This is a genomic window from Collinsella aerofaciens, assembly GCF_020181355.1.
Classification (GTDB): Bacteria; Actinomycetota; Coriobacteriia; order Coriobacteriales; family Coriobacteriaceae; genus Collinsella.
Map to the genome: position 1 here is coordinate 2,146,810 of NZ_CP084004.1, position 17,896 is coordinate 2,164,705.

General features: G+C 61.6%; 13 protein-coding genes and 3 tRNA genes. 6 read left to right on the plus strand and 10 right to left on the minus strand.

Annotated features, from left to right (window positions below):
* Positions 1–215 precede the first annotated feature (215 nt).
* The gene (locus LCQ44_RS09375) at positions 216–1,742 is read left to right on the plus strand and encodes an FAD-dependent oxidoreductase (RefSeq protein ID WP_225093692.1); all 1,527 of its coding nucleotides are present in this window, start codon (positions 216–218) and stop codon (positions 1,740–1,742) included.
* A 217-nt stretch (positions 1,743–1,959) separates the two neighbouring features.
* Here LCQ44_RS09375 and LCQ44_RS09380 read toward each other — a convergent pair.
* From LCQ44_RS09380 to LCQ44_RS09390, 3 genes are all read right to left on the minus strand, one after another.
* A tRNA-Lys gene (locus LCQ44_RS09380) sits at positions 1,960–2,032 on the minus strand.
* 43 nt (positions 2,033–2,075) lie between these two features.
* A tRNA-Lys gene (locus LCQ44_RS09385) sits at positions 2,076–2,151 on the minus strand.
* Positions 2,152–2,173: 22 nt separating this feature from the next.
* A tRNA-His gene (locus LCQ44_RS09390) sits at positions 2,174–2,250 on the minus strand.
* A 166-nt stretch (positions 2,251–2,416) separates the two neighbouring features.
* On the opposite strand from LCQ44_RS09390, the gene LCQ44_RS09395 reads away from it, so the two are divergent.
* Positions 2,417–3,598: a pyridoxal phosphate-dependent aminotransferase gene (locus LCQ44_RS09395; protein WP_225093693.1), complete on the plus strand. Its 1,182-nt coding sequence runs from the start codon at positions 2,417–2,419 to the stop codon at positions 3,596–3,598.
* A 141-nt stretch (positions 3,599–3,739) separates the two neighbouring features.
* Positions 3,740–4,630: an ROK family protein gene (locus LCQ44_RS09400; protein ID WP_118079685.1), complete on the plus strand. Its 891-nt coding sequence runs from the start codon at positions 3,740–3,742 to the stop codon at positions 4,628–4,630.
* Between the two features lie 113 nt (positions 4,631–4,743).
* Here the strand turns inward: LCQ44_RS09400 and LCQ44_RS09405 are convergent, their stop codons facing one another.
* From LCQ44_RS09405 to argS, 6 genes are all read right to left on the minus strand, one after another.
* Entirely contained in the window at positions 4,744–5,193 is a 450-nt protein-coding gene (locus tag LCQ44_RS09405) for a VanZ family protein (protein ID WP_225093694.1), read from the minus strand.
* A gap of 7 nt (positions 5,194–5,200) precedes the next feature.
* Positions 5,201–6,601 (minus strand): hypothetical protein, encoded by a 1,401-nt coding sequence (locus tag LCQ44_RS09410; RefSeq protein ID WP_225093695.1) that lies wholly within the window; start codon positions 6,599–6,601, stop codon positions 5,201–5,203.
* Between the two features lie 312 nt (positions 6,602–6,913).
* On the minus strand, positions 6,914–9,469 hold the full coding sequence (rho, locus tag LCQ44_RS09415; RefSeq protein ID WP_225093696.1) for a transcription termination factor Rho: 2,556 nt from the start codon (positions 9,467–9,469) through the stop codon (positions 6,914–6,916).
* Positions 9,470–9,976: 507 nt separating this feature from the next.
* Positions 9,977–10,882 (minus strand): IS3 family transposase, encoded by a 906-nt coding sequence (locus tag LCQ44_RS09420; RefSeq protein WP_225094231.1) that lies wholly within the window; start codon positions 10,880–10,882, stop codon positions 9,977–9,979.
* Positions 10,849–11,340, minus strand: a complete 492-nt coding sequence (locus tag LCQ44_RS09425) for a helix-turn-helix domain-containing protein (protein WP_117736974.1) — start codon at positions 11,338–11,340, stop codon at positions 10,849–10,851. Before LCQ44_RS09425 ends, LCQ44_RS09420 begins: the two co-directional genes overlap by 34 nt.
* Positions 11,341–11,451: 111 nt before the next feature.
* Positions 11,452–13,305: an arginine--tRNA ligase gene (argS, locus tag LCQ44_RS09430; RefSeq protein ID WP_225093697.1), complete on the minus strand. Its 1,854-nt coding sequence runs from the start codon at positions 13,303–13,305 to the stop codon at positions 11,452–11,454.
* A 342-nt stretch (positions 13,306–13,647) separates the two neighbouring features.
* Between argS and LCQ44_RS09435 the strand changes: the two genes are divergently transcribed.
* Together LCQ44_RS09435 and LCQ44_RS09440 are read left to right on the plus strand one after the other, a co-directional pair.
* Positions 13,648–14,133 carry a CarD family transcriptional regulator gene (locus LCQ44_RS09435; RefSeq protein ID WP_022094807.1) on the plus strand — a complete coding sequence of 162 codons (486 nt, stop codon included), beginning with the start codon at positions 13,648–13,650 and terminating at the stop codon, positions 14,131–14,133.
* Positions 14,134–14,241: 108 nt separating this feature from the next.
* A complete protein-coding gene (locus LCQ44_RS09440) occupies positions 14,242–14,841 on the plus strand; it encodes an HD domain-containing protein (protein WP_225093698.1) in 600 nt (199 codons plus the stop codon).
* A gap of 69 nt (positions 14,842–14,910) precedes the next feature.
* Here the strand turns inward: LCQ44_RS09440 and LCQ44_RS09445 are convergent, their stop codons facing one another.
* The gene (locus LCQ44_RS09445) at positions 14,911–16,197 is read right to left on the minus strand and encodes a glutamate-5-semialdehyde dehydrogenase (RefSeq protein WP_225093699.1); all 1,287 of its coding nucleotides are present in this window, start codon (positions 16,195–16,197) and stop codon (positions 14,911–14,913) included.
* A 112-nt stretch (positions 16,198–16,309) separates the two neighbouring features.
* Between LCQ44_RS09445 and LCQ44_RS09450 the strand changes: the two genes are divergently transcribed.
* A complete protein-coding gene (locus LCQ44_RS09450) occupies positions 16,310–17,728 on the plus strand; it encodes an alpha/beta fold hydrolase (protein WP_225093700.1) in 1,419 nt (472 codons plus the stop codon).
* The last annotated feature ends 168 nt before the right edge of the window (positions 17,729–17,896 follow it).

The following is a 17,896-nucleotide window of genomic DNA, read 5'->3' on the forward strand; positions in this document are numbered from 1 at the left end:
CTACCCACCCGGGTAGCGGCTCTTTTTGTTTGCGCTGTCGCAGGGTAGCTAATGCCGATATATCAGTTGGGGCGAAATACAAGATGTGATGAGATGGAGCTTCAGAGCGTCCATGACGCCCACCTGCCATATTTGCCCTTTACCGATTTGCCGGGTCTTTGCGGCCCCATTGCCGATCACCCGTGCGACAATGCGCCGGACGAGAAAGGAATCCGATGGAATCGACTGATGTACTGGTAATTGGATCTGGCATTGCGGGCCTTTGTGCCGCCATCGAAGCGGCACGCACGGGTGCAACCGTCACTGTGGCAAGCGCCGGCAAGACCATGAGTGGATCGAGCTTCTTCCCGGGTACCTGGGGCCTCGGCCTCATCGGTCCCGTCGACGAAGACGACGAGCAGGACCTCATCGACACCATCCTGGCCGTCGGCGGCGGCGTTGCCGACCCCGAACTCGTCCAGACGTTCGTCCACGGCATTCCCCGGGCAATTACATGGCTCGAACGGGAGCTGGGTGTTGAACTCCAACGTCCGCAAAGTGCCGAGAGCGCCCAGCAAAAGCAATTTATCCCCTGCTTTGACCACAAGACGCGCATGTGGCGCGGCCTCACCCGCAAGCCCCTTGAGGACGCTCTGACGACCTGGATCGAGTCGCTCGGCATTCGCCTGCTCCCCCGCCATGAGCTTATCGACCTTGTTGAGGACACGAACGGCAGAATAACCGGAACCGTACTCTACGACCTTACCGAAAATCGAATCGTGCCCTTTGCTGCCAAGGCCACGGTCATCGCAGCCGGTGGCACAGGCGGCCTGTTCGAGCGCAGCCTTACGTCGGCTGATGTGCTCAGTTCCTCGCAGGCCATCGCGCTGGCGCACGGCGCAACACTTACTAATATAGAGTTCATGCAGATGATGCCCGGCTTCATCGAGCCCAGGCGTAACTTGGTCTTCAATGAGAAAACCTGGCGCTACGTGCACGTAGACCAGCCGGTAGATATTGCCGACAACAAGCTGGACGACCTGCTCGAGCAGCGCTCTGGATATGGTCCCTTCACGTCACGCTTGGCCTCCCGCGCTATCGATCTTGCCATCGATCAGGCAGGCGCCGAAGGCCTGGCGCTCCGCTACGACTTCCCCCGCGAGGATGTCCCAGAGTTTGTGCAGACCTTTGCCACCTGGCTGCAAGACGAGCACGGCATCGCGCCGACCGACGAGATGCGCGTTGCGATGTATGCCCACGCCGCTAACGGCGGCATCAAGATCGATAAGACCGCGCACACGGGCGTTGAGGGCCTCTACGCTTGCGGCGAGGCGACAGGCGGCATGCACGGCGCCGACCGCATTGGTGGCTTGTCAAGCGCCAACGGCATCGTATTCGGACGCATCGCAGGCGCATCGGCAGCCCTTGCAGCACAGAAAGAGCCTGAGGCAGCGCTGAAGGCGGATATCGCCCTCCCCCACTACGGCATTGCCGCAACAGATGCCGAACGCCTGACACACAGCCTTAGGCACACGATGAGCACCTATTGCATGATCAACAGGGCCGAAACAGGCCTATCCGAGGCCCTGCAACAGCTTGAAAGCCTGCAAGACGAAGCCACGGCTCTAAATAAGCCACATGCCAACGACAGCGAAATCGCTGCCCTCGCCCGCCTGCAATCGCAGATTCAACTAGCACAGGAAATGGTCAAAGCCATGCGCAAGCGAACTGAAAGCCTGGGTTCGCACTTTCGAGCGGACTAAATCGATTCTCACTTTAAGCTTGATCACAACTTCTCAACATGCATCGAGCCCCGTGAGCATAATTCTCATAAGGAGAGCACGTTTATGGGGCTTTAGCCGTGTTTCCCTAAGGGAATCACGGTGCAGTTTCCCCAACTTCGCGCCCCGACGGGTTCGACCCCATGCGAGGTCAAAAAAAGACGGCCAACTTTCGTTGACCGCCTTAACTTGCTTTGGGTGGGCCGTCAGGGGGTCGAACCCTGGACCTTGGGATTAAGAGTCCCCTGCTCTACCAACTGAGCTAACGACCCAAAGCTAAAGTCCGTTGTGGCGGACTTTAGAGGAGATATCGTGTGGTGGGCCGTCAGGGGTTCGAACCCTGGACCTTGGGATTAAGAGTCCCCTGCTCTACCAACTGAGCTAACGACCCGATATCAACACGAAGCAAAAACTGGGGTGGGTAAAGGGACTCGAACCCTCGACCTACGGGACCACAACCCGTCGCTCTAGCCAACTGAGCTACACCCACCGTGTCCTGTGCGCTTCGCGCTCGACTATTATTGCAAGGAACGCCACGCGATGCAAGCCCCAATTTTCAAGAATTTTGAAAAGAGTTTTTCGAGACCATTTCGAGCAAATCCCACCGGTTTCATAGGAGTAAACTTGCCCCACTGCAAATCCTCGAAAGGACCGGCATGAAAGAACTCTCCAACCGCACGGCAACATTTACCGATTCGGTCATCCGCCGCATGACACGCATCTCCAATAAGTACGATGCCGTCAATCTCTCGCAGGGCTTCCCCGACTTCGATCCTCCGGCGCAGCTGCTCAACAGCCTGAGCACCATCGCCGCCGACCCCAAGCCGCTCTACCACCAGTACTCCATTACCTGGGGCTCCCAGGCCATGCGCGAGGCGCTCGCCGCCAAGCAGGAGCACTTTATGGGCATGCCGATCGACCCCAACCAGAATATCGTGGTCACCTGCGGCTCCACCGAGGCCATGATGGCCGCCATGATGACGGTTACGAACCCCGGAGACAAGGTCGTCATCTTCTCGCCGTTCTACGAGAACTACGGCGCTGACACCATTCTCTCGGGTGCCGAGCCCATCTATGTGCCGCTCAACCCGCCCACATTCGACTTTGACCGCGAGGCGCTCGAGGCTGCCTTCCGCGACAACGACCCCAAGGCCATCGTCCTGTGCAACCCGTCCAACCCCTGCGGCAAGGTCTTTACGCGCGAGGAGCTCACCTTCATCGCCGACCTGTGCAAAAAGTACGACGCCTACTGCATTACCGACGAGGTATACGAGCACATCGTCTACGCGCCCCACGAGCACGTCTATATGGCCACGCTACCCGGCATGTTCGAGCGAACCATCAGCTGCAGCTCGCTGTCTAAGACGTACTCCATCACCGGTTGGCGCCTGGGCTACACCATTGCCCCGGCCGAGATTACCGAGCGTATCAAGAAGGTCCACGACTTTCTCACCGTGGGTGCCGCCGCTCCCCTGCAGGAAGCCGTTGTCACCGCCCTCAACTTCGACGACAGCTATTACCAGGAGGTCCTCGACCTCTACGCCGCCAAGCGCGACCTGTTCTGCCAGGGGCTCGATAGCATCGGTCTTGTGCATAACGTGCCGCAGGGCGCCTACTACGTCATGATGGACATCTCTGAGTTTGGCTATGACAGCGACCTCGAATTCTGCGAGGATCTCGCGTCTAAGGTGGGCGTGGGCGCCGTGCCCGGCTCGAGCTTCTTCCGCGAGCCCGTCAACCATCTGATTCGTTTCCACTTTGCCAAGCGAGACGAGACGCTCAACGCAGCGCTGGAGAACCTCAAGTCGTTACGTGATAAAATCAAGCCGCGCGGGTAAGGACGGCCCAGCAACTAAAGCAACCAAAGAAGCCTCGCACCGCCCGCCGCGTTGCGAGGCTTCTTTTTATAGCGCTTTCTTAAATGGTTTAGAGCCCTATACTTTAGTCACGGAGCAACTCGTCCCAGTGAGAGGAATACTATGGCAGAACAGCAGCTTATCGGAGCGCTCGAGGCCGGCGGCACCAAGATGGTCTGCGCCACGGGCTATGCAGACGGTACGGTCCTGGAGCGCGAGCAGATCGCGACCACGACCCCGCAGGAGACCGTTGAGGCCGTCAATGCATGGTTTGCCGACAAGGGCATCGCCGCGCTGGGCATCGGCGCCTTTGGCCCCACCGCGGTCAACCCCGCCTCGCCCCAATACGGCAAGATCCTGGAGACGCCCAAAACGGCATGGCGCTACTTCGACCTGCTGGGCACCATCCAAAACGAGCTCAATATTCCCTGCGGCTACGACACCGACGTCAACGTTGCCTGCCTGGGCGAGGTCACCTTTGGTTGCGCCCAGGGCCTCACAGACGTGGTCTACCTGACCATCGGCACCGGTGTGGGCGCCGGCGTGCTCTCGGGCGGCCAGCTCGTGCACGGCATGATGCATCCCGAGGCAGGCCACATCCTGGTCACGCGCGACCCGCGCGACACCATTGGCGAGCACAGCGCCTGCCCCTTCCACGACAACTGCCTCGAGGGCCTCATCGCCGGTCCCGGCGTTAAAAAGCGTTGGGATGGCAAGAGCGCCGGAGACATGGCCGATGACCCGGAGGCCATGGACCTGCTCGCAGGCTATCTGGCACAGGCGCTCATGACCTACACGCTGTGCTACGCACCGCAAAAGATTATCATCGGCGGCGGCGTGGCCGACCACACCCCCATCGTGCCGCTCGCCCGCAAAAAGTGCGCCGAGATGCTCAACGGCTATATCGTCACGCCCGAGGTCAACGACATCGATACCTACATTGTCAACAACAGCCTCGAGGGCAAGCAGGGCATCATGGGCTGCCTGGCCCTGGGCGCCCAGGCGCTTCAGTAGCAGACGCACCCACAGGGCGTGGCGCGCCCGGCAAATCCGACCTACGGAACGACGCCACCACGCCTCATATAAGTCCTCAAATAAAAAAGGCCGCCTAGGACCAAACATACGTCCTAGGCGGCCTTTTTGGCACATATGAGCGATCGTAGTAGATATCTGAGCACAACGCCCGTTGCCGCTCCACAGTAGTCGATCATCACATCGGTGATCATGCCGGCGCGTCCCGGCACAAAGAGCTGAATCGTCTCGTCGATCGAGGGAATCAGCAGCAGGAACGCCGCCGTGGGCAGCAGCACGTCAAAGGTGCGCCGGCCCTCAAAATCAAAGGCGTGCGTTGCCAGGATGCCGAGCACCATATACTCGGTAAAATGCGCGCACTTGCGAACAACGAAGTTGGTCACCCATTCATATGGAAGTCCCACGCCGTGCAGGAAACCGCGGATAGTTTCCATGACCGTTAGACTCAGCGAGCCCGACCCCGAGCCGGGAACCAGCGAATTGCCCCAGATCAAGAGCGCCATCAGGCAGGTCACGACCGCCCATTTTCGATTGATCTTAACCATGCAGAAGTTATGCCTCCGCGCGGAGCGGCGCAAAGCTGGCGGTACCGCCCTCGATAACGCTCAGATAGGCACGGCCCGTACGCTTGGCGGTAGAGGACTGCAGGCGCTCGATCTCTTCCTCGAGGATCTGATTGACGCGCTCGTGACGACGATTTTCCATAATGCCGGCGGCAATAGCCTCGGCCCGCTCGATGCTCTCGCGCGAGATACGGGCGGTATCCTCGGGGAGCACAGCGCTGTGACGGCCGACATAGGCGGGGGCAGCAGACTGAGGGGCAGCGACGGGAGCGGGCGCTACAACAGGAGCGGGCTCGTCAATCGCATCCAGAATCGCGGTGGCGGCGGCCCACATGTCCTCGTGGCCCGAATAATCGGCCATGGGGACATCGACCTCGAGCGAGGCGTCCGGAAGGTCGCCGGTGTCGATGCGATCTTGGGCATCAATCGATGCGGTGATGGCTGCAGGCTCATCGAGGTCATCGAGATCGATGTCCGCGGCACCGGAGATGATAGGCATGCTGGCGAGGTTTGCATTGTACGGCGCAGCCTCGGCCGCCTGCTGCTGGGCAGGAGCGCCCCACAGTGAGCTTTCGGCGGCACGGCGGGCGGCAACGGCCTCCTCGTCCGCGGCCATGGCTTCATCAACGTACGAATTGTCGGCAGAAGCGTTCGCGTCCGCCGAGGTAGCACTGTAGGCGTTATTGGCTGCCGCGTTGGCGACGAGTGCCACGAAAGCCGCCGTGCTGCCCGCAGGGGCGGCCTGGGAGCCAGATACGGCGCGTGCCGCGGCGGCGATGTCGTCGCGATTGAAGGAGCCGGTCTGCCCGCCGTTGGTGAGCTCGTCGATGGCGACTTGATAGACGTCGCGCGAGTGTGCAGGGTCGCAGCTCACCGGCGAATCGTCGTCGAGCATACTGTCGATCATGGACCAAGCCTCGTCCTCGTCCATAGCATCTGCGGCTCGAGCGATGGTAGGGACACCATCATCGGTATGACGGCGCTGGAACGCACCAGTCAGGCCGGAAAGGAATGCCGAGGTAGACTGCTCCGACTGAGCCTGAGAAGCAGAAGCGGTAGCATAAGGAGTCGCATCCTGCTGCTGAGCTGGAATCGAGGCGGTCTTGAACTCGCTTTGATGCTGATTGAGATTGGCGGCACCGCCCATGGCATCGGGCTGGAACAGACGCTCTTCACGCTGCGCATGGTACTCGGAGATACCCAGCGAGGCGGCATAGATACCCACGCCCGCCACCGCGCCCACGGCGAAGGGAACCGCACCCGCCACGACCGTCTCGTTCACCGACGAAAACGGTAGCGTCGCGGCATACATAACCACGGGAGCGGCAAGGCCGATCCCGCACGAAAGTCCGGCAAGGACTGCTCGTTGTGTTGCATCAGAAGAAGCCATGAGCTCTCCCCATCTTCCAGCACCCAAATCGCATCATTCAGTTGGCTGCGCGAGAGAAGATGAAGCGGGGCTATGCCCCAAAGCAACGGTATATGGTTCGTTTCATCTGCGTTATCCGTCGCGAAGCTTAAAAGCTATTATGCGAAACCGCCCCGTCGATTGCAAGCGACGATGTCGGATTGAAACGGGAAACCTGCTGCTTGCCAGTCTTATGGTCAAAAATAAGCGCGGATACGCGATATGGAAAAGGGCCGAGGCGCAAGCCCCGACCCTTTATCGCATTGATGGCTATCGCTGCGCGTGGATGACAGCCTAGAACGTCTGCTCGTAGTCGCTGTGCTTTTTGGCCGAACGCACCAGGAACTCCTGGTTGGTGTTGGTGCCTTTAAGACCCTTAATGAACGACGCGGCTGCGCGCTCGGTGTTGTTCATGCCGGCAAGAATGCGACGCAGACCAAAGACAAACGGACGCATCTGCTCGTCGACCAACAGGTCCTCGTTACGCGTACCGGAGGCAACGGGGTCGATAGCCGGGAAGATGCGGCGGTCGGCCAGTTCGCGATCGAGCTTAAGCTCCATGTTGCCGGTGCCCTTGAACTCCTCAAAGATGACCTCGTCCATCTTGGAACCGGTGTCGATGAGGGCAGAGGCCAGGATGGTGAGCGAGCCACCGTTCTCGATATTACGGGCTGCACCCAGGAAGCGCTTGGGAGGATACAGTGCCGCCGAATCGACGCCGCCCGAAAGGATGCGGCCTGAGGCGGGCGCCGCCAAGTTGTAGGCGCGGGCAAGACGCGTGATGGAGTCGAGCACCACCACAACATCGCCGCCCAGCTCCACGATGCGCTTGGCGCGCTCGATGACAAGCTCTGCCACGCGAGTGTGGTTATCGGCGGGCATATCGAAGGTCGACGCCACAACCTCGCCCTTGATGGAACGCTGCATATCGGTGACCTCTTCGGGGCGCTCGTCGACGAGCAGGCAGATGAGGTGCACCTCGGGGTTGTTAATCGAGATAGACTGGCAGATCTTCTTGAGGATCGTGGTCTTGCCGGCCTTGGGCGGGGACACGATCAGGCCACGCTGACCCTTGCCGATCGGCGACACGATGTCGATGGCGCGACCGGTAATGGAGTCCTTGCCGTGCTCCATGCGCAGCGGCTCGTTGGGATAGACAGGGGTGAGGTCGCCGAACTTGGGACGGTTGCGAATCTGCTCGGGGTCCAGACCGTTGACGGTCGTGATTTTGGCGAGGCCGGCGCGCTTGTCGCCGCCGCGCGAAGGACGCAGCGAGCCCTCGATAACGTCGCCCGTGCGCAGGCGCGCGGAGCGGATGAGGTAGGCGGGCACGAAGGCGTCGTCGTTGGACTTCATATAGCCATGGGCGTGGATGATGCCGGAGCTGTCCGGGCGAATCTGCAGAATGCCCTTGATGTCGCGGAAGCCCTCGGCCTTCGCGGCGGTGACGTAGATCTCCTCGACGAGCTCGGCTTTCTTCTTGCCGGTCGTCTCGATCTCGAACTCCTTGGCCTTCTCGCGCAGTTCGGCGACCTTCATGGCAGCGAGCTCCTCACGCGAAAGCGTGGGCTCGGTGGGGGCGGCGTTGCGCTCCTTGTTGCGCTGTTTGCGATCGCGCTGACGGTTGCGACGGTCGTTGTTGCGTTCGTCCTTGCGATCGTTGCGCTCCTCGTTGCGCTTGTGCTGGCGACGGTTGGAACGAGTGCCGTCTTCGGCCTCGGCGGGCGCGGCACCATCGGTTGTGGCGGCGTCGGCATTGACCGCAGCGGCTTCATTGGCCTCGGCGCCAGAATCGACCTGCGCTTCGACATCAGCCTGATGCTCGGACGCCTTGGCCTTAGCGGACTTCTTACGACCGCGCTTGGGCTTCTCGGACGCAGGCTGTTCGACGTCCTGGGGCTCGGCGGCATCAGTCGATGCATCGGCGGTCGTCTCGTCGGAATCCTCGGACGTACCCTTCTTGGCGGCCTTAGCCTTGGACGTGCGTTTAACAGCAGTGCGACGGCTGCGACCTGGACGGACGTCGGCGGGCTCGACATCGGCAGAAACGGCCTCGGAAGTCGTGGCATCCTGGACGGGTGCATCGGCAGCGGTTGCAGACTCGGCGGTCGCCGCAGCATCCCGAGCGGCGGCGGCTGCGGCTGCGGCCTTCTCGGCCTCGACGAAGGCCTTGGGCTTGCGACCGCGACGGTGCGGGCGCAAAGCCGGATCGACAACGGGAACTTCGCTGGCCTCGACAGGCGCAGCGGGCTCAGCAGGCGATGTGCCCTCCCCTGCCGCGGAACGGACCGAAGCCTCGGTGAGCTCGGGGGTTACCTGATCGGCAACCCGCTCGGCCTTAGCAGCCGTGCGACGGCGTGTGCGCGGTACCGACTTCTCGGTCGGCTGGTCGGCGGCAGGGGTCTCGGGCACAGACGGGGCTGCAAGCTCGGTCAGAGCCGCGGCCTCACGCTCGGCAGCACGACGGCGGGCGCGCACCACCTGAGCCTCGCTAATCTGCGCCAACGCACGTGCCTGCGCGACCTCATCGGAAATCGGCGCCGAGGAGTCAGCTGCAACGGTGCGCTTGGCGCGCGTCGTGCGCGTAGTACGGCGCTTGGGCTTGGTGACTTCCTCGCCGTCAGCAGCAGGCTTGGTCGTGCGGCGCGTACGCTTGGGCTTTGCCGGAGCAGCCTCCTCACCAGTTGCAGGCACGGCCTTCTCAGCCGCTGCAGGCGTAGGCGTCGAAGCAGCCTTAGGCGTCTCAGGAGCCGAGGCTTGCGCGGGCGCCGCGACCTGGTCCGACGCAACCGGTGCAGCGGGAGCGGCTTGCGTCGTCGTTATTTCGTTTTCTTGCTGTTGATCAGACACAGTGTTTGCTCAACTTTCTTTTCAAGCCCTGTGATCACATGCTCCCTGCATAAACCTTCAGGGCGGCTAAACAGTCTAGTTCCGTTCAAAACGACGGACATCATTGATCTGTATCGAGATGATTGCGTCAATTACGCAGCGTTAGTGTAACACAACCGCCACCACCTGCAACTTAGTCATTGAGGACGTTCTTAAACGACTATTCAAAAGGGACACTCTTTGGTTTAACACCCACAAATCTGACTGCCTCCGCCAAAACTATGGCGGTTTACTACGATGAATCGCTCAACCGCGACCACTCCGAAACTTGTTGAACTAAAACCGCAGGTAGATGCCTTGCACTTTTTAGCTAAAAGCCGGCGTGGTTGGAATATCTCAATTCATCGTAGTAAACCGGCATAGTTTCGTATTTCCAGCAGTTCCAAATTCGTCAATACGTCGGCGTTTGCAAAAAAGCCCGACCTCCATATGAACTGCGTCCCAAATCTTGGACGCCCTAAATAGCGACTAGGCCGCGAGGGCCTGATTCCGGAACTCCTCCGGGGTCAGGCCCTTCAATCTTACCTGCCTCCGGCTCGTGTTCCAGTGGACTATGTATTCCTCCAGGTCGCGTTTGAAATCCTCGAACGTCTCCCACTCGCGGCCCCGGTAGAACTCGTCCTTGACGTGGCCGAAGAGCTGCTCGGTGGCGGCGTTGTCGATGCAGTTCGCCTTCCTGGACATGCTCTGGACGATGCCGGCGGCCTCGAGCCTGGATGTGTACGAGGCGTGCTGGTACTGCCAGCCCCGGTCCGAGTGCATGGTCGGGGCGGCGCCCTCGGGGATCTTGGACAGCAGCTCGTCGAGCATCCTGACCTGCTGGGCCATGTCGGGCGTGGTCGATATGTCGCTCGCCACGATCTCCTTGGTGCAGAAGTCCAGCGTCGGGGCCCAGTAGGCCTTGCCGCCCGCCACCTTGAACTCGGTGACGTCCGTTCCCAGCTTCCGCCACGGGGCCCCGGCGTCGAAATCCCTCGCGATCACGTTCTCGAACGTCCTGCCGACGACGCCCCTGTACGAGTTGTACCTGTGGTAGGCCGTCTCGCGTCTGATACCGCAGCGAATCCCCATCTCGCGCATCATCTTGAGCACGGTCTTGTCGGCTATCACGGTCCCCTCTTCCGCCCTGAGGCACATCGCTATCTGCCGGTGCCCGCAGCCGTTGGCGGTGCGCGAGAAGATCTCGGCGGCCGCCTCCCAGAGCTCGGGGCGCGTGGGCCTCGGCGGGTGCGCGAGGGCGTAGTAGTAGGTCGACCGCTTGAGCTCGGCGCATGCGAGCAAGTGCCCGAGCGCGTGCCCCTCGGCGCGCAGGGCCGCGACCGCTTCGGCCTTCGCCCTGGTCAGAGCCCGTCCCTCTCGACCAGGGCGCGTAATTTTTTTAGGTAGGCCACCTCGGCCTCGAGCCTACGGCACCGCTCCTCGAGCTCCTCCTCGCGGGTCCGCGGCCTCGCCTTGGAACCCTTCGGCCGGCCCTTGGGCCTCGGGCGCAGGGCCTCCGCGCCGCCCCGGCGGTATAGCGCGCACCACTTCTTGAGCGGCGACATCGACATTATGCCGAACGCCGCCATCGCCTCGGTCTTCGTCATGCCGCCGTCGACGACGGCGGAGGCGGCGGCGACCTTCTGCTCGTATGTGTACCTGCCCTGCTTTCCGTCCATGCGCAGCAGCACCTCGCTCCCGAATGCGCGGTATATCTCCTGCCATCTTCTCACGGCTTCCACGGGAAGCGAAAGGGCAATCGCGGCAGATTTATACCCGTGCCCGAGCTCGAAGAGCCCTATGGCCGCCTTCCTGGCCTCGATATCATGCTTCACTCTCAAATCAACGCGCATAAAGAAAGCCTCCCATTTCTCATGTCCAAGAAATGGGAGGCAGTTCAATATGGGAGATCGGGCTTTCAAGGCTTAGTTAAACCAAACTTGCGCGGTCAAATGACCCGTAGCTTACATCTGCTCGGGCGCGGAAACGCCAACAAGGGTGAGCACCAGGGCGAGCGTCACGCGGACGGCGTCGCAAGCGGCCAGACGGGCACGCGAAAGCTCGGGGTCGACGGGACGGCCCTCGCTCGGCAGAACCTGGCAGGCAGCGTAGAAGCTGTGGAAGTCGCCGGCGAGTTCCTCAGCAAAGTGCGTCAGACGGAACGGGGCGCGGTCGCGAGCGCAGCTGGCGATGAGGTCGGTGAGCTCGTTGAGCTTACGCGAAAGGGCGAGCTCGGTCGGGTCGGTCAGCAGCGAGTAATCGACGTTCTCACCGATGGCCTTGGCGGCGACAGCCTTCATGCCCATCTCGTCAGCCTGCTCGGGCGTAACGTCGGCGGCACGGCGCAGAATGGAGCACACGCGGGCGTGAGCGTACTGCACGTAGTACACCGGGTTGGAGTTGTCGCGCTTCTTAACGGCCTCAATATCGAAGTCGACCATCTGGTTGGAGCTCTTGGAGATGAGCGTGTAGCGAGCGGCATCGGAGCCGACCTCGTCGACGAGCTCCTGCAGGGTCACCATGGTGCCCTTGCGCTTGGACATACGGACGGGCTTGCCGTTGCGCAGAAGGTTGACGAGCTGGCCCAGCAGAACCTCGAACTTGCCGGGGTAACCGAGAGCGTCGCAAACGCAGCGGACGCGCTCGATGTAGCCGTGGTGGTCGGCGCCCCAGATGTCGATGACGTGGTCGACGCGCTGGAACTTATCCCAGTGATAGGCAACGTCGGAGGCGAAGTAGGTGTACTCACCGTCGGACTTGATCAGGACGCGGTCCTTGTCGTCGCCCAGATCGGTGGAGCGGAACCACAGGGCGCCGTCCTTGGTGTAGAGGTAGCCCATCTTGTCGAGCTTCTCAAAAGCGCGGTCGACGGCAGAGGTGCCGGCGGTCTCGCCCTCGGTGTCCTTCACGTACAGGGAGCGCTCGGAGAACCAACGATCGAAGTCGCAGTTGACGGCGTGGCAAAGGTCACGCATGTTGTCGACCATCTTTACGTAGCCGCGCTCGCGGAAGCTCTCCATGCGCTCCTGCGGATCGGCCTCGACCCACTTGTCGCCGTCGGTGCGCCAGAACTCGGCAGCCTCGTCGATGATGTAGTCGCCGCCGTAGGAGTCCTTGCCCAGAGTCTCGGCAAAGTTGTCCTGATACGGATGGGTCTCGGGGTGCTCGTCGTTCTCGTCGGCGACAAAGGCATCGCGGTCGGCGATCAAAATCTTGTGAGCCTCATCGATGTCCACGCCCTGCTTGGCGATGATGTCGGCAAGCTGCATATAGCGCGTGCTGATGGAGTTGCCGAAGGTGTTCATCTGAGAGCCGTGGTCGTTGATGTAGAACTCACGCTGGATGTCGTAACCGGCGTGGTCCATAACGCGGCAGAGGGAGTCGCCCAGCGCGGCCCAGCGGCCGTGGCCGATGTGCATGGGGCCGACGGGGTTGGCGGAAACGAACTCGACCTGGGTCTTCAGGCCGCCGCCAACGTTGGACTTAGCGAAGTCCATGCCCTTCTCGCGGGCCTCGCCAAAGATGGCGTTCTTGACGGCGACGGAGAGGTAGAAGTTGATGAAGCCAGGACCGGCGATCTCGACCTTCTCAATCGCGGGGTCCTCGGGCATATGGGCAACGACGGCCTCGGCGATCTTGCGCGGGGCGCAGTGGGCCAGCTTGGCGGACTTCAGGGCCATGGTGGAGGTCCACTCGCCATGAGAAGTCTCAGCCGGTCGCTCGATGGCGCAATCGTCAAGTTCAAATGCGGAAAGGTCGCCGGCCTCCTGGGCCGCAGCAAGCGCAGCGCGTACCAGCTCTTCAATCTTCTCGGGCATAGGTCCTCCTTGTGTTAAAGCCCCCGAGCTCTTGGTCACTCGTAGGGCAAAAGCCAGAGTTTGTAGCACTCTATCACAAGCGACGCACACTGTCGCAGGGTAAAGCTAATAGATATTGCATATGCACAAAAATGACTACCGCTCCTGCGCGGCAGTACAAAGTTAGCGGTTTGCCTGCAGATTATGCACGCGTTGGAACTGCATAAACATATGAATGGGCAGTGCATTTTATCGAATACTCTTACCTATCGGAGTTGTGTGCTTTTCCTGCATAAAGTAAGGGTTTACGCACGTCAGCGTGGTATTCTAAACATATGTGAATTCGTATAAGTTGGAGGTAGCATGTTCTCAATCGGTCAACACGTCATTCATCCGGGTCAGGGAGTCTGCACCGTCGTCGGTTTTAGGGACGACACGCCGCAGCCCATGCTGTTGCTCGAGACCAAGCAGGGACATGCGCAGACGATTCTCATGTACCCCGTGGCGCAGGCCGACCGTTTGCATGCCGCCATCTCCCAGCAAGATGCCGAACACCTGCTGAGCCACTACGACGAGTTGGAGTGCGACACCTTTACCGAGCGCAACAGCTCGCTGGAGGAGACGCACTTTAAGCAGCAGCTCAAGCTGGGTGCGCCCGAGACGGTCCGCGTGGCAAAAACCATGATGCACCGTATTCGCCAGGCCGAGGAAGCAGATAAAAAGCCAAGCTCTTACTACATGCGCGTACTCAAGGAAGCCAAGCGCCGCTCCATCGAGGAGTTCGCCGTGGCCCTGGGCGTCACCGAGGAGGACGCCGAAGCCCGCCTAGCCCAAGCCGCCCTCAACTAACCCATCCGCGCCAAAAACCACCACAAAGGGGACAGGCACCTTTGTGGTGGTTTTCTTGTTCTAGTAGTATTCATTCTTATCGATACCCACGAGCACAAGGAGTCTCTTATGGCAGAGCCGCTTACCGCCGGAATCACCCGCGACCGCGCGTTCGAACTGCTCAACGAGCACAACAAGGACCCGTTCCACATCACCCATGGCGAGACGGTCGAGGGCACTATGCGCTACTTTGCGCGCGAGTTCGACCCCGAGAACGAGGAGTTTTGGGGCATCGTCGGTCTGCTGCACGACCTGGATTGGGAGGAGCATGAGGACGACCCCATGAACCACACCATCTATGCTGCCGAGATTCTTGAGGACGAAGGTGCGTCTCCCGAGCTCATTCGCGCCATCCAGACGCACACGTCCGACTTCAACACCTCGCTGCCCAAACCCGAGCTGCAGATGGAAAAGATCCTGTTTGCCTGCGATGAGCTCACCGGCCTGATCGGCGCTGCAGTCATCATGCGTCCGAGCAAGAGCGTCATGGACTTTACGACCAAGTCGCTCAAGAAGAAGTTCAAGGACAAGCGCTTTGCCGCTGGCTGTTCGCGCGACGTGATTACGCAGGGCGCCGAGATGTTGGGCTGGGAGCTCCCCGAGCTCTTTGACCGCACCATCGCGGCCATGCAGTCCTTCGCCCCCGACCGCGATACCTTCCAGGCCTAACCGCCCACGCCACCTAAAACCACCACAAAGGGGAAAGGCACCTTTGTGGTGGTTTTTCTTGCGCGGGCGCTAGGGGCGGACCTGGCCGGTGCCGCGGAGCTTGTATTTGTAGGTGGTGAGGGCCTCGGCGGCAAAGGGGCCACGGGCGTGGAGTTTTTGGGTCGAGATGCCGATCTCGGCGCCCAGGCCAAACTCGCCGCCGTCAGTGAAGCGCGTGCTGGCGTTGGAGTACACGGCCGAGGCATCGACCGCATCAAGGAAGCGCTCGCAAGCATCCGTGTCCTCGGCAACGACGGCCTCGGAGTGCATGGTGCCGTAGCGGTTGATGTGCGCGATGGCCTCGTCCTCGCTAGCCACGACCTTCACACTCATCTCGAGCGCCAGGTACTCGCGACCCCAGTCCTCCTCAGTCGCGGCGACGTAGTCATCGCCCTCTACAAAGCCGGCGTCGGCGCACGCGGCGCACGTGGCCTCGTCGCCGTGAATGAGCACGCCGTGGTCGTGTAGCGCGGCAACGACCGCAGGCAAAAACGCATCGGCCACAGCACGGTCGACCAGCAGCGACTCGGCGGCATTGCACACGCCTACGCGCTGGGTCTTGGCATTAACGATAATGTTGAGCGCCTTATCAAAGTCGGCGGATTCATGCACGTAGATGTGGCAGTTGCCCGTGCCCGTCTCGATCACCGGCACAAGCGACTCGCGCACGCAGCGCTGGATCAGGCCTGCACCTCCGCGCGGAATGAGTACGTCGACAATACCGCGGAGCTTCATGAGCTCGCCGGTGGCCTCGCGGTCGGTGGACTCGATCATCGACACGGCCTCGCGCGGGAAGCCCTTGGCCTCGAGCGCATCGGCCAGCAGCTCGGCGATCATGGCACACGAGTGATAGGCCAGCGAGCCGCCGCGTAGAATGCAGGCGTTGCCGGTACGGATGCAGATGCCTGCGGCGTCGGCCGTCACGTTGGGGCGCGCCTCGTAGACCATGGCGACCAGGCCCAACGGCACTCTCACGCGGGTCAGGTCCACACCGCTCGCAAGCACGCGGTGGTCGAGCACGCGGCCGACGGGATCGGGCAGCTCGGCGAGCTTCTCCAAACCGGCGGCCATGCCCTCGACGCGCTCGGGCGTCAGCAGCAGGCGATCGAGGAGCCCCGCCGAGATGCCCGCATCGCGCGCGGCGGACATATCGAGCTCGTTAGCGGCAACGATGGAGTCGACACCGTTGCGCAGTGCTGCGGCCATGGCGCGCACGGCCTCCTGACGCTGCTCATCGCTCGCCGTGGCAAGCGAGGCCGACGCTGCCTTGGCGGCAACGGCAAGATCGTGGACATACGTGGCTATATCGACCGACATGGGCGGCCCTTTCTCCTAGAAGTTTGCAACCATGGTAGCCGATTTGCGCATGGCCTCGCCCGCGGCGGTAGAATTGGTCAACCCGAAACACCGCAACGAACGGAAGACTCACATGGCCCTCATCACTTCGTACCACGTCCCCGGCCTTTACGTCGAGGACCACAGCATCGACGTCCCCCTTGACTGGCGCGGCCTGGAGCCGATGCTCCTGGCCGTCGGCAGTACCATGCGCCGCGGCGCCATGCCGGCACCCATCGCCGGCGCGCCCGAGAGCATCAAGCTCTTCTACCGCGTGGTTAGCGCGCCCGACCGCATCAACGACGATCTGCCGCTGCTCCTGTTTTTGCAGGGCGGCCCCGGCGGCGAGAGCCCACGTCCGCTGTCGCCCACAAGCGACGGCTGGATCGAGGAGGCCGTCAAGCACTTCCGCGTGGTCCTTCCCGACCAGCGCGGCACCGGACGCAGTAGCTGCGTGGACGGACGCACGATCAAGGCACTGGGTGATCGCGCAACGGCCGCCGGCGCCGATACAGCACGCTCGCAGGCGGACTTCCTCAAGCGCCACCTCGCCAGCTCCATCGTGCGCGATTTTGAGTACCTGCGCCTAGTGGGCTTTGGCGGCAAGCCGTGGGTCACGCTCGGCCAAAGCTACGGCGGTTTTTTGACGCTGAGCTACCTGTCGCTCTTCCCCGAGGGCGTGGCGGCGAGCTTTACCTGCGGCGGCATCCCCCACGTACCGGCGAGCGCAAGCGAGGTCTACGCGCACACCTTCCCGCGCATGGCCGCCAAGACGCAGCAGTATTATGACCGCTATCCCGCTGACGTCGAGCGCGTGGCAGCCCTGGCCGATGCGCTCGAGGCTCAGAAGCCCGTGCTGCCCGACGGCTCGCCGATGACGGTCGAGCGCCTACAGCTCATGGGCAGCGACTTTGGCATGAAGCCGAGCTTTGAGCGCATGCATTGGACTATCGATCACGCTTTTGTTACTGGCGACGGTACGCTGAGCTGCGGCTCCTCGGTATCCGACAGCTTTTTGATGCGCGCCTTCGAGCGCACCAACACACGCACGAACCCGCTGTACTGGACACTGCAGGAGTTTATCTACGCCGACGGCGACACCATGCCCATTCGCTGGGCCGCAGCAGAGGAGAAGGCCCATCGTGCCGAGTTCGACACACTCGCGCGCCCGCTCATGTTTACCGGCGAGGCCATGTTCCCGTGGATGTTCGAGCAGATGCCCGAGCTCAAGCCCTTCAAGCCCGCCATGGACCTGCTGATGGAAGACACCAGCTGGGACAAGATCTACGACCCGCAGCGACTGGCGTGCAACGAGGTGCCCCTGCAGGCCGCGGTGTATTTCGACGACATGTACGTGGATTCGGGCCTGCAGCTTGATACGCTCAGCCGCGTGGGCAACTCGCATGCCTGGGTGACCAACGAGTTCGAGCACGACGGCCTGCACGGTAGCGTGGTATTCAAGCACCTCTTCGACGAAGCCCTCAACCGCGGAGACCTGCGCCAGATCTTCTAGCAAAGGAGTGTCCCCACCTGCCGGCACAAAAGGAACGTCCCCAAGTGCCAGGTTCCCAAGTGCCGGCAAAGACAATGTCGCAGGCAGAGGACGGAAAGCGAAAACGCCCCTAAGCGAGCAAGGTGACGTGAAAGAGGAGGGCATTGACCTTTTGGTCATGCCCGACGA

What these genes read in the sequence shown, in the direction of transcription:
- LCQ44_RS09405 (WP_225093694.1), bottom strand. Translation starts at nt 5,193, where the DNA reads ATGGTTAAGATCAATCGAAAATGGGCGGTCGTGACCTGCCTGATGGCG.
- LCQ44_RS09435 (WP_022094807.1), top strand. Translation starts at nt 13,648, where the DNA reads ATGTTCTCAATCGGTCAACACGTCATTCATCCGGGTCAGGGAGTCTGC.
- argS (WP_225093697.1), bottom strand. Translation starts at nt 13,305, where the DNA reads ATGCCCGAGAAGATTGAAGAGCTGGTACGCGCTGCGCTTGCTGCGGCC.
- LCQ44_RS09410 (WP_225093695.1), bottom strand. Translation starts at nt 6,601, where the DNA reads ATGGCTTCTTCTGATGCAACACAACGAGCAGTCCTTGCCGGACTTTCG.
- LCQ44_RS09445 (WP_225093699.1), bottom strand. Translation starts at nt 16,197, where the DNA reads ATGTCGGTCGATATAGCCACGTATGTCCACGATCTTGCCGTTGCCGCC.
- LCQ44_RS09425 (WP_117736974.1), bottom strand. Translation starts at nt 11,340, where the DNA reads ATGCGCGTTGATTTGAGAGTGAAGCATGATATCGAGGCCAGGAAGGCG.
- LCQ44_RS09400 (WP_118079685.1), top strand. Translation starts at nt 3,740, where the DNA reads ATGGCAGAACAGCAGCTTATCGGAGCGCTCGAGGCCGGCGGCACCAAG.
- LCQ44_RS09440 (WP_225093698.1), top strand. Translation starts at nt 14,242, where the DNA reads ATGGCAGAGCCGCTTACCGCCGGAATCACCCGCGACCGCGCGTTCGAA.
- LCQ44_RS09450 (WP_225093700.1), top strand. Translation starts at nt 16,310, where the DNA reads ATGGCCCTCATCACTTCGTACCACGTCCCCGGCCTTTACGTCGAGGAC.
- LCQ44_RS09395 (WP_225093693.1), top strand. Translation starts at nt 2,417, where the DNA reads ATGAAAGAACTCTCCAACCGCACGGCAACATTTACCGATTCGGTCATC.
- LCQ44_RS09375 (WP_225093692.1), top strand. Translation starts at nt 216, where the DNA reads ATGGAATCGACTGATGTACTGGTAATTGGATCTGGCATTGCGGGCCTT.